The organism is Nonomuraea roseoviolacea subsp. carminata (assembly GCF_024172185.1).
GTDB classification, from domain to species: Bacteria; Actinomycetota; Actinomycetes; order Streptosporangiales; family Streptosporangiaceae; genus Nonomuraea; species Nonomuraea roseoviolacea.
Genome location: NZ_JAMZEC010000001.1, coordinates 3398574 through 3410191, shown reverse-complemented (window position 1 = coordinate 3410191; position 11618 = coordinate 3398574). Strand labels below are relative to the sequence as shown.

The 11618-nt window shown below is 71.3% G+C and carries 8 protein-coding genes and 1 pseudogene; 3 read left to right on the top strand and 6 right to left on the bottom strand.

Features of this window, described 5'->3' with window-relative positions; all coding sequences use genetic code 11:
* Positions 1–30: 30 nt before the first annotated feature.
* On the bottom strand, positions 31–549 hold the full coding sequence (locus tag HD595_RS15850; RefSeq protein ID WP_253769767.1) for an RICIN domain-containing protein: 519 nt from the start codon (positions 547–549) through the stop codon (positions 31–33).
* A gap of 251 nt (positions 550–800) precedes the next feature.
* On the opposite strand from HD595_RS15850, the gene HD595_RS15845 reads away from it, so the two are divergent.
* Positions 801–2201: an MFS transporter gene (locus tag HD595_RS15845; protein ID WP_253769742.1), complete on the top strand. Its 1401-nt coding sequence runs from the start codon at positions 801–803 to the stop codon at positions 2199–2201.
* Between the two features lie 156 nt (positions 2202–2357).
* Positions 2358–3437, top strand: a pseudogene (locus HD595_RS15840) (BTAD domain-containing putative transcriptional regulator); the annotation flags it as partial.
* A 2016-nt stretch (positions 3438–5453) separates the two neighbouring features.
* Here the strand turns inward: HD595_RS15840 and HD595_RS15835 are convergent.
* Entirely contained in the window at positions 5454–6290 is an 837-nt protein-coding gene (locus tag HD595_RS15835) for an ABC transporter permease (protein ID WP_253769740.1), read from the bottom strand.
* A complete protein-coding gene (locus HD595_RS15830) occupies positions 6287–7318 on the bottom strand; it encodes an ATP-binding cassette domain-containing protein (RefSeq protein WP_253769738.1) in 1032 nt (343 codons plus the stop codon). The genes HD595_RS15835 and HD595_RS15830 overlap by 4 nt, the downstream gene beginning before the upstream one ends.
* A 232-nt stretch (positions 7319–7550) precedes the next feature.
* Here HD595_RS15830 and HD595_RS15825 point away from each other — a divergent pair, with 232 nt between their 5' ends.
* Positions 7551–9008: an MDR family MFS transporter gene (locus HD595_RS15825; RefSeq protein ID WP_253769736.1), complete on the top strand. Its 1458-nt coding sequence runs from the start codon at positions 7551–7553 to the stop codon at positions 9006–9008.
* Positions 9009–9069: 61 nt separating this feature from the next.
* On the opposite strand, the gene HD595_RS15820 is transcribed toward HD595_RS15825, so the two are convergent.
* From HD595_RS15820 to fmdA, 3 genes are all read right to left on the bottom strand, one after another.
* Positions 9070–9528 (bottom strand): VOC family protein, encoded by a 459-nt coding sequence (locus tag HD595_RS15820; RefSeq protein ID WP_253769734.1) that lies wholly within the window; start codon positions 9526–9528, stop codon positions 9070–9072.
* A 58-nt stretch (positions 9529–9586) separates the two neighbouring features.
* Positions 9587–10018 (bottom strand): hypothetical protein, encoded by a 432-nt coding sequence (locus HD595_RS15815; protein ID WP_253769732.1) that lies wholly within the window; start codon positions 10016–10018, stop codon positions 9587–9589.
* Between the two features lie 327 nt (positions 10019–10345).
* Complete coding sequence (gene fmdA, locus HD595_RS15810) at positions 10346–11593, bottom strand: formamidase (protein ID WP_253769730.1); 1248 nt, start codon at positions 11591–11593, stop codon at positions 10346–10348.
* Positions 11594–11618 lie beyond the last annotated feature (25 nt).

The following is an 11618-nucleotide window of genomic DNA, read 5'->3' as shown; positions in this document are numbered from 1 at the left end:
GCGATCAACGAGAGTCAGGGTAGCGATCGGTCAGGACAAAGTGTCCTTGATGGCGATCTGGCCGTCTCCGATCACGAACTTCTGGTTGTTGTTGTTCGGGTCGCACTGCCACAGGTACACCTGGATGCCGTTGCCGCGGCCACCGGTGGCGTCCAGGCAGAGGCGGTTGCTCGAGTTCAGGGTGGACTTGAGGATGATCTGGCCGTTCTGGACGACCCAGATCTGGTTGGCGTTGCCCAGGCACTGCCACTGGTAGACCCGGGTGCCGTTGGTGCGGTTGTTGGAGGAGTCCAGGCACATCACCGGGTTCCTGCCGATGGTGTCCGCCACCTTGATGAGGCCGTCCTCCACGACGAACTTCTGGTTGTTGTTGTAGGTGTCGCACGCCCACTGGTACATCAGGGTGCCGTTGCCGCGGTTGTTGCTGACGTCGACGCACATCGCCGTCCCGATCGGGGCGGGGCCGTCGGCGGCCACGGCGGGCAGCGGGGTGACCGCGCCCATGGCGGCGGAGATGGCGGCGGCGGCCAGGAGATGGCGAGCGTGCATGGTTGCCTCCCAGGAGAGTTGATCAAGACTCAAGCACCATGCCACAGCGGACAGTCGTTGATCAATTACTGTGCGTGTTCGTCGTTTCGCGCGCCTCCCGCGCGCGACCCCTTGTGCGACGGCCGATTACCGCCAGCTCCGCGAACGGCTGGAGCGGAAGCATGGGATGCCCGAACGGAGGACGGAAGGGGAGTTCTGTGCGGGCGCGGTCGCGGTTGCCGGGGGATGGCGGGCGAGGCGGACGGGGATGGATGATCATCCTGTCGGCCCAGTTCATGATCATGTTGGATGCGTCGATCGTCACCGTCGCCTTACCGGACATCCAGCACGAGCTCGGCTTCTCCCCGTCAGGGGTGCAGGCCGTCGTCACCGCCTACAACACCGCGTTCGGTGGCGCGCTGATCCTCGGCGGCAGGATCGGCGACGTGTTCGGGCGGCGGCGCTTCTTCGTGCTCGGGATGGCGGCGTTCGCGCTGGCCTCCTTGCTGTGCGGCCTGTCGGTGAACGCCGCCATGCTGGTGGCCTGCCGTGTCCTGCAGGGCTTCTCCGCGGCGGCCATCGCTCCGACCGCCCTGGCCCTGCTGGCCGGGTCGTTCCCGGAGGGGCCGGCGCGGGCGAGGGCGATGAGCAGGTTCGGCGTCGCCACGGTGCTCGGCTTCGTGGGCGGCCTGGTGTTCAGCGGGCTGCTGGTGGACTCGCTGGGCTGGCAGAGCGTCTTCTATGTCACGGTTCCGCTCGGCGCCCTGGTCGCGGTCCTGATCCCACGGTGCGTCGCGGCCACTCCGGGGGCCGCGCGCTCCGGCAGGCTCGACGTGCTCGGCGCGGTGCTGATCACGGCGGGGGTCGCGCTGGTCGTCGTCGCGCCGACCCAGGGGAGCGCGCTGGGCTGGGCCGCGCCCCAGTGCGTCGTCCCCTTCGTCGCCGGGCTCTGCCTGCTGGCGGTCTTCCTGTTCGTGGAACGCCGCCACCCCGACCCGCTGGTCCGTCTCGGCCTGTTCCGGTCGGGCATGCTGCGGGCGGCCAACGTCGTGACGCTCGCCTCGGGGCTGCTGTCCGGTTCGGCGTACCTGCTGGTCACCCTGTACCTGCAGGAGGTCATGGGACGCACGCCCGTGCAGGCGGGGCTCATCGTGGCGCCCATCGGCCTGGTGAACGTCGTATGGGGCATGGTCCTCGGGCGGCTGATCCCGCGGATCGGCGTGGCGGTGTCCCTCACCGCCGCCACCGTGCTGTCCGGCCTGCTCGTCGCCCTGGTCGCGTCGCAGATGGCGGTGGCGCAGAACCTGGTGGTGTTCGGGCTCGCGCTGTTCCCCATGGGGATGACCATCCTCGCCACCACGGTCAGCTCCACCCTCGCCGCGACGGCGGGGGTCGCGCCGCACGAGCAGGGCCTGGCGGCGGGGGTGCGGCAGACGTCCTTCCAGCTCGGCATCGCGCTCGGTGTCGCCGTGCTGCTGTCGCTGGCGTCCAGCCGGACCGGCGCGCTGGAGGGGCAGGGTGTCGCGCACGGGCCGGCCCTGGCGGCCGGGTACCGGACGGCGCTCTACGTGCTCTCCGCGCTGGTGATCGGGGCGGGCGTGGTCACGTTCGTCCAGGTGCGCAACCACAAGAAGGCGGACGCCGCCCGCAAGCTGACCGCGACGACCACCTGACGGCTCCCAAGCCTCCTCGTCACTTGTGAGTCGTCCGAAAGCTGTCGTCCGTAAGCTGAAGGGGTGTCCCCCGCACTGGTCCTGCTCGACGGCGTCCGCTGGCGGGGCGTGCGCGTGGTCGGCGATCGCGCACAGACCCTGCTGGCCGTGCTCGCCATGCGCGGGCGGGCCGGGGTCGGCGACGAGCGCCTGGTCGAGGAGCTGTGGCCCGACGGGGCGCCGGTCAATCCGACGAAGGCGTTGCAGGTGGTCGTCTCGCGGACCAGGGCGGCGACCAGCGCTGACGCGGTGGTGCGGATCCCGCGCGGCTACCGGCTCGGGCTGCCCGCCGGCGAGGTGGACGCGTTGCTGCTCGGCGTGCTGGTGGAGCAGGCGCGGGCCGCGCTGGCCGAGGACGACACCGCGCTCGCGCGTCGCCGCGCCGAAGAGGCCATGAAGCTCGTGACAGGCGAAGAGGCCATGGGGCTCGTGGACAGCGGCGTGGACGGCGCCATCGGCGCCACCGGCGCGCTCGCCGAGCTGAGGGGCGTCGCGGCGGGGTGGGTGGCCGAGGCGCGGCGGGTCGCGGCGATCGCGCAGGGCCGCGCCGGCGCCCACGAGCAGGCCCTCCCGCTGCTGGAGGAGGTCGCGGCCGGCCGGCCGCACGACGAGGAGCTGCTGGCCTGCCTGCTGCGCAGCGAGGCCGCCGTACGGGGTGCCGCCGCCGCCCTGGAGCGCTACGAACGGTATCGCGCGGACTTGGCCGCGCGGCTCGGCACGGAACCGGGGCCCGAGCTGGCCCGCGTGTACGCCGCGCTCCTCGTCGCCGACCGCCCGGTGCGCGAGGGCATCCTGTACGACGGCTCCTCGCTGCTCGGCCGCGACGGCGACATCCGGGCGGTGCACGCCCTGTTGCAGACCAACCGGGTCGTCTCGGTCATCGGCCCCGGCGGGCTGGGCAAGACGCGGCTGGCCCACGTCGTCGGCAGGAACGCCGCGCAGCCCGTCGCCCACTTCGTCGAGCTCGTCGGCGTGTCCTCGCCGGAGGGCGTGGTGGGGGAGGTGGGTTCGGCCCTCGGGGTACGCGACTCGGTCAGCGGGCGGCGCGCCCTGACCGCCGAGCAGCGCTCCGACGTGCGCGCCCGGATCGCCCAGCATCTCGACCAGGCCCCGGCGCTGCTGATCCTGGACAACTGCGAGCACGTGATCGAGGCCGTCGCCGACCTGGTGGCGTTCCTGACCGTGACGACCCGCGACCTGCGGGTGCTCATCACCTCGCGCGCCCCCTTGGCGATCCCCGCCGAACGCGTCTACCTGCTCGGCGAGCTGCCCACGGGCGACGCGGTGGAGTTGTTCCGGCAGCGCGCCACGGCCGCCCGCCCGGGTGTCCGGATCGACGAGGCGGCGGTGGAGGACGTCGTCGCCCGGCTCGACGGGCTGCCGCTCGCGATCGAGCTGGCCGCGGCCAAGGTGCGGGTGATGTCGGTGGAGGAGATCGCGCGGCGCCTGGCGGACCGGTTCGGCCTGCTGCGCGGCGGCATCCGTACGGCCCCCGACCGGCATCGGACGCTGCTCGCGGTCATCGCCTGGTCGTGGAACCTGCTGGCCGAGCCGGAACGGCGGGCGTTGCGGTGGTTGTCGCTGTTCGGCGACGGTTTCACGCTGGCCGCGGCCGAACACGTCCTCGGCCCCGACGCCCTGCGTGCCGTGGACGCGCTGGCCGAGCAGTCGATGCTGAGCGTCCGCGAGACCGCGTACGGCCTGCGCTACCGCATGCTGGAGACCGTCAGGGAGTTCGGGCGGATGCGGCTGCGGGAGGCCGGCGAGGAGGCGCCCGCCCGGGCGGCGCAGCGGGCCTGGGCGACGGCGTACGCCCTCCAGCACGCCACCGACCTGTTCAGCCCGGCGCAGTTCGCGGCGGCCGACGCGTTGCGCGCCGAGGAGGGCAACCTCGCCGACCTGCTCCGGCAGGCCCTCGGCGAGCCCGATCCCGTCACGGTGATCCAGTTGCTGGCCGGCGTCGGCATGCACTGGTCGATCCGCGGCGACCACTCCCGGCTCCTCGTCCTCCGGGAGGCGGTCATCCAGGTGATCACCGGCTGGGCGCCGCCGCCGCACCTCGTCGAGGTGACCAGGGCCGCCATGCTGGTCACGCTCATGAACATGGTGGTCATCACCGACCGCTACCACGATCCGCTGCGCGAGCTGCTCCGCAGGCTGCCGGTCAGTGAGGCGACGGACCCCCGCGTGGCGGCGATGGCCGAGGTGGTGCTCGCCTGCGACGTGGCCGACGGCGGCGAGGTGCGCCACCGGCTGGAGGCGTTGCGCCGGAGCGACGATCCCGAGGTGGTCCTGGCCGCGACGCAGATGAGCGTCCACGTCCTGGAGAACGCGGGAGACGTGACCGGGGCGGTCGCGGCCGCCGAGCGGGCCCTGACGATGCTCCGCCAGGACGAGGGGCCGTGGTTCGCCGCGACCAACCACGCCGTGCTGGCCCACCTGGTCATGCAGCTCGGCGACCGCCGGCGGGCGGTCGAGCACGCGCGGGCGGCCATCCCGGTGCTGAGCCGGCTCGGCGCCACCGACGACGAGACGCAGCTCCGCTCGCTGCTGCTGGTCTCCGCGCTCGCCGACGGCGACCTCGACACCGCGGAGGCGGAGTTCGCCGAGATCTCCCGGGTCACCGACAGCGAGGCGGTGTTCGGCGGGGTGGCGATCGTCTCGCTGTGCGCGGCCGAGCTCGCCCTGGCCCGCGGCGAGAAGGCCGCCGCGCTCGCGCAGTGCCGCCTGGCCGTCCAGCGGGCGCGCGACCTGCGCCTGCCCGGGGTTCCGCGCCCGGAGTCCACGCCGTGGGCGATCACCGCGGAGTCGGTCGCCCTGACGGCGTACGCGTACCACGCCTCGCCGGAGGACGTCCCGTACGGCGAGGAGCTGTTCCGCACCGTCCGGGGCCACGACCCGCTGTCCGTGGAGAACCCCGTGCTCGACTACCCGATGTGCGGGTCGATGCTCTTCGGGCTGGGCGCGTGGGGGCTGCTGCGGGGAGGCATGGCTTCCCGCGACGCGATCAGGCTGCTGGTGCTGGCCGAACGGTTCGCGTACAACACCAACATGCCCGGCATGACGTTCGAGCGGATCGAGCCGCACGCGGAGCGGGTCGCGCCCGGGGTGATGGGCGCCGTGCGGGCGGAGTACGGCGATCGACGCGGCCCCGACCTGCTCGCCGAGGCGCGCGGCCTCCTCAGGCAGGTCTCGGGCCACGACGGCCGGGGCTCACATGTGCCGCTTGTAGCTGCGTACCGACAGCGGCGCGAAGATCGCGATGGCGATCAGGCACGCCAGCAGCGTCCAGGCCACCTCTCCGCTGAGCAGGGCTTTGTTGGCGAGGTCGCGGGCGGCCGTGACCAGGTGTGAGACCGGGTTGACCCGGACGAACGCGGCCAGCCAGCCGGGCAGGGTCTCGACCCGGACGAACGCGTTCGACAGGAACGTCAGCGGGAACAAGATCATCATGGAGATGCCCTGCACCGCCTGGGCGCTCCGGGCGATCGTGCCGACCCAGGTGAAGGCCCAGGCCAGCGACCAGCCCGTGCAGATCGCCAGCAGGATCGCGCCGAGCACGCCGCCCACCCCGCCGCCCGGCCGGTAGCCCATCACCAGGCCCATGCCGAAGGTCAGCGTGGCCGCGATCGCGTACCGCAGCAGGTCGGCCACCATGGGGCCGGCCAGCGGCGCGATCCGGGCGATCGGCAGCGACTTGAACCGGTCGAAGACGCCCTTCTCCATGTCCTCGCGCAGTTGCGTGCCCGTGGCCATGCAGGTCGTCAGCACCGTCTGGGCGAGGATGCCGGGGATCATCAGCGGCAGATAGCTCGCCACGTCACCGGCGACGGCGCCGCCGAAGACGAAGGCGAACATCGCGGTGAACAGGATGGGCTGCAACGCCACGTCGAAGAACTGCTCCGGATTGCGGCGCATCTTCTTCAGCGCCCGCCACGCCATCGTCAGCGTCTGGCCGAGTGTCTCGCCGAGGGAGACACGCCGCCGGGCGGCCGCCACGCGGTCGGCGGTCCTGACCGCCTCACGGGCGGGTGCGACCACGGTGCTCATCGGTCCTCCTCCCCACCGGACGCGCCGGTCTCGTCGTCGCCCGTCTCGTGGCCGGTCAGGGCCAGGAACACCTCGTCCAGGCTGGGCTTGGCCACGCTCACCGAGGAGATCGACACCCCGGCGGTGCGCAGCGCGATCAGCACGTCCGCGGCCAGGTCGGCCTGGTCGAGGGCGACGTTGAGGCGGCCCTGCTCCGGGCTGAGGACCGGCTCGGAGCCGAGGACGCGCCGCACGACCTCCACGGCGGCGGGCACCTCGCCCGGCTCGGCGAGCAGCAACTGGAGGGTGGAGTTGCCGACCGCGGTCTTCAGCTCGTCGGGGGTGCCCTCGGCGACCTTGCGGCCGTGGTCGATGACGGCGACGCGGTCGGCGAGCTGGTCGGCCTCGTCCAGGTACTGCGTGGTCAGCAGCACCGTGCAGCCGTCGGCGACGAGGCCGCGGATGGTGTCCCACATCTGGCCGCGGGTGCGCGGGTCGAGACCGGTGGTCGGCTCGTCGAGGAAGATCAGCGGCGGCATGGTGATCAGGCTGGCCGCCAGGTCGAGGCGCCGGCGCATGCCGCCGGAGAACTGCGCGATCGGCTTGTCGGCCGCCTTCTCCAGGCCGAACTGGCCCAGCAGCTCGGTGGCGATGCGCCGGGCGCGCGGCGCGGCGATGCCCTGCAGGCGGCTGAAGAGCCAGAGGTTCTCGCGGGCCGTCAGGTTCTCGTCGACGGAGGCGTACTGTCCGGTGACGCCGACGAGCTGGCGGATCACGTGCGGGTTGGCCGCCACGTCCACCCCGAAGATCTCGGCGCGGCCCGCGTCGATGGTCAGCAGGGTGGCCAGCATCCGTAGCGTGGTGGTCTTGCCGGCGCCGTTCGGGCCGAGGACGCCGAAGATCTCACCGGGGCGTACGACCAGGTCGATGCCGTCGACGGCACGGTGCGCGCCGAAGGTCTTCACCAGTCCCTCCGTACGCACGGCCGGATCGGTGCCCCCGCCGGGGGACAGGTCGCCCCCGGGGCGTCCGAGTTCTGTGATGCTCATGGCCCCACTCTCGGCCGCGCCGGTTTCACGGCGCCCTCGACCGGGTTTCACCGCTGTCCGCCGGGTGAAAACCGGGTGACATTTCGCATCACTTGCCGGAATGCTGGGTCAGGGGCGATGAGTTTTGTCGGTGGTGCCGGTCAGACTGTGCATGACCACGACTTCTTGTGAGACCCGCGGCTGCGACGCCAGCCATGACCCCGTCATGTCCGACAACTCAGATCGAGGTGCCGTGTCCAGCCCACAGCTCGACTCCCCCGCCGACTCCGCGCCGGCCGCTTCCGGTCGCACCCCGGCCGTGATCCGGCTGCTGGTGCTCGCCACGTTCGTGGTCATCCTCAACGAGACGATCATGATCAACGCGATCCCGCGGCTGATGGACGCCATGCACATCACCGAGCAGACCGCGCAGTGGCTCTCGACCGCCTTCATGCTGACCATGGCCGCGGTGATCCCGATCACCGGTTGGTTCCTGCAGCGGGTGACCACCCGCGTCGCCTACACCACCGCGATGGGGTTGTTCCTGCTCGGCACGGCGCTGGCCGCTGTCGCGCCGACCTTCGCGGTGCTGCTGGGCGCGCGCATCATCCAGGCGTCGGGCACGGCGGTGATGATGCCGCTGCTGATGACCACGCTGATGCGGGTGGTGCCGGAGTCCGAGCGGGGCCGGGTGATGGGCAACGTCACGCTGGCCATCTCGGTCGCGCCCGCGATGGGGCCGGCCGTCTCGGGAGTGATCCTGCAGTTCGGGTCCTGGCGGCTGCTGTTCGCCGTGGTGCTGCCCATCGCCGGCCTGATCGCCTGGCGGGGCCTCAAGCAGCTCCAGAACGTCGGAGAGCCCGAGTTCAGCACCATTGACTGGTTGAGCGTGGCGACCGCGGCGGTCGGCTTCGGCGGCCTGGTCTACGGGCTGAGCCGGTTCGAGGGCGGTGACGTCCGCGTCGCCGCCACGTTCGTGGTGGCCGGGCTCGTCGCCATCGCCGTCTTCGTCTTCCGGCAGCTCTCGCTGCAGAAGCGCGGCACGCCGCTGATGGACCTGCGCACCCTGCGCCACCGCACCTACACGGTCGCGCTGATCCTCATGTCGGTGGCCTTCATGGCCATGCTCGGCTCGATGATCCTGCTGCCGCTGTACCTGCAGAACATCCGCGGGCTCAACCCTCTGGAGACCGGGCTCCTCGTGATGCCGGGCGGTCTGGCGATGGGGCTGCTCGGTCCGACCGTCGGCCGGGTGTTCGACCAGTTCGGCGGGCGCATCCTGGTCATCCCGGGCGCGATCGGGATCACGCTGGCGCTCGCCGGCTTCACCCAGGTCACGATGACCATGCCGTACTGGCAGCTGCTCGGCCTGCACGCGCTGCTGATGGTGAGCCTGGCCGCGACCTTCACCCCGGTCTTCACCCTCGGGCTCGGCGCGGTCCCGCCGCACCTCTACTCGCACGGCAGCTCGATCCTGAGCACGTTGCAGCAGGTCGCCGCGGCCTTCGGCACCGCGCTCGTGATCACCGTGATGAGCGCACGGGCCGATGCCCTGAAGGCCGAGGGCGTCACCGAGGCGCTCGCCAACCTCGACGGCATGCGGCTGGCCTTCATCATCGGCGCGGTGCTGTCCCTGGCCGTTGTCGCCGCCGCCCTGCTCCTGCCGGCCCGCGCCGACAACGCCGGCGAGTTCACGGGCGCCGGCCACTGACGGCCGCGTTCAGGGGGCGGGGAGCTCGGCGCGCGCGCTCCGAGGGAGAGGGAGCCGCACCTCAGCGATCACCCCAGAGGGCGCGGACCTCCTCGTAGACCTTCTGGCCGTGGGAGATCTCCACCACGTTGCCGTCCGGGTCCTTCAGGGCGCACACGTAGCCCACCGGCTCGGGCAGGTCCATGGGCTCCCAGTGCAGGCAGCCCGTACGCCGCGCCTCGGCGGCCGTGCGGTCCACGTCCGCGCGTTCCGGAACCTCCATGCCCAGGTGGGCGAACGGTCCCAGTTGCGGCTGCGGTTTGCCCCGGTCCTCGGCGAACTCCACCAGGACGAGCACGAACGGCGTCTCCGCCTGGCCGTCGTTGGACAGCCAGGCGTTGCGGCCGTGCTCGTCGGAGTGCCGGGCGACCACCACGAGCGGGGTCATCGTCGTGTAGAACGCGATCGCCCGGTCCAGGTCGCAGCTCGGCAGGGCGACATGGGTCCAGCGGGCCTCGGTGAGCTTCGAGCCGGGTGTCATGACGACCCCCCAGGTGAGGCGGCGACTCTCCCTCACACTGTGCCCGTCCGGGCCGGGGTCAGGCCGGGGCGCCGCCGATGGCGCAAGCGCGGCACGGGGGCTGGCCGCAGGTGCACTGCATGATGGCGTCCAGGACGTCGTGGTCGTGGTACAGGCACTGGTCGCGGCAGGTGTGGCGGGGGATGAAGCCGGCCTGGATCTCGTCCGGCCAGGGCTCCTCGCCCTCGCGGCAGCGGGTGAACATCTCCGGGTCCTCCGAGTGGAGCCCGTGCATGCGCTCCCGCGCCTGGTTCTCCAGCACGCGGGTCTCCGCCGCCATGCTCTTGAGCTGGGAGGCCAGGCTGGAGTAACGGGCGTCGCCGGTCCGTACGTGGGCGGCGCGCAGCGCCATCACCGCGTTGCCCAGGAAGCGGCTGGCGTCCTGGAGGTCGGTGGTGTGGTGCAGCTGCATGCCGGTGACGCCTCGGACCCACACCGCGTCGTTGTTCATGGAGTGATTGACCTTTCGAAAATGGCAGGCGCGCCAGAAGGATGCCGGGGGTCTGCGCCTGTCTGGGGAGGTGTATCACCGTCTAGGTCTTTTTGTGATGATACCTGGGGTTTTGCCGGTTTTTATGGACAGCTTGTCAGCGTGCACTCGGGTAAAGGCGGGGGAGGAGCGGGACATCGGAGGTGGAGGCCCGGCAGGGCGGGCGTCCGTGGCCGACCGGGGGCTCCGGGCGGGCGGCCCGTTCTTGGGGTGAAATTTGCGGACAATTGACGAAGTGGGGCCCCGCCCCCGGACGAGGCCGAGGCGGGGCCCCACGATGAGCGGTCGTCAGCTCGTCACGGCGCACTGCCCGCGCTCCTCCCGCACCGGCCCCTCCGACGTCGGACGGACGTCGAAGTCGAAGATCGCGGTGGGCAGGTAGAGCGAGCAGCATGCGTTCGGGATGTCGACGATCCCGCTGACACGCCCCTCGATCGGGGCCGAGCCGAGCAGCAGGTACGCCTGCTCGCCCGTGTAGCCCCACTTCTTGAGGTACTCGACCGCGTTGAGGCAGGCCCTGCGGTAGGCCACCGTCGCGTCGAGGTAGTAGTTCGTGTCCGTGTCGTGGTCGACCGAGATCCCGATGAACGACAGGAACTCGGAGTACCGGGGCTCCACGTTCCCGGGCATGAAGATCGGGTTGGTGGTCACGCCGTACTTCTCCATGCCGCCCTTGATGAGGTCGACGTGGAAGTCGATGAAACCGCCCATCTCGATCGCGCCGCAGAACGTGATCTCTCCGTCGCCCTGGCTGAAGTGCAGGTCACCTCCCGAGAGCTTCGCGTCGTTCACGTGGACCGGGTAGAAGACCCGGGCCCCGCGCGTGAAGTTCTTGATGTCGTGGTTGCCGCCGTTCTCCCGCGCCGGGACGGTACGGGCGCCTTCGCTGGCTATCCGCTCCATCGCGTCGCCGGTCGCCGTGCCGCAGAGCGCGTTGTCGGTCAGCGGCGGGAGGCCGAGCGGCGGGACCCGGTCCGGGTCGGTGTCGATGAGCGCCTGCTCCCGGCGGTTCCACGCCGCGAGCAGGTCGGCCGACGGCGCCGTGCCGAACAGCCCGGGGTGGGTGATGCCGGTGTACCGCACACCTGGCAGGTGGCGGGACGTGGCGACCATCCCGTGGAAGTCCCAGATCGCCTTGTACGCGTCCGGGAAGTAGTCGGTGAGGAATCCGCCGCCGTTCGCCTTGGCGAAGATGCCGGTGTAACCCCACCCTTGTCCTGGCGCGTCGCCGACCTGCTGCGGCACCGGGCCGAGGTCCATGATGTCGACGACCAGGAGGTCGCCCGGCTCGGCTCCCTCGACGCCTATGGGTCCGCTGAGCATGTGCGCTCTGGTCAGGTCGACGTCGCGTACGTCGTTCGCCGAATCGTTGTTGCCGATCTGGGCGTCGGTCCATTCCCGGCATTCGACCCGGAATTCATCACCGGGGCGAACCATTTCCACCACGGGAATGTCCGGGTGCCATCTGTTGTGCCCCGGCGTTTCCTGGTCGCGCATCGGCTTCGACTGGTCGACGGTGAATATGACTTTCGGCATGATGTCCTTCTTCGCTGGTGGTCCT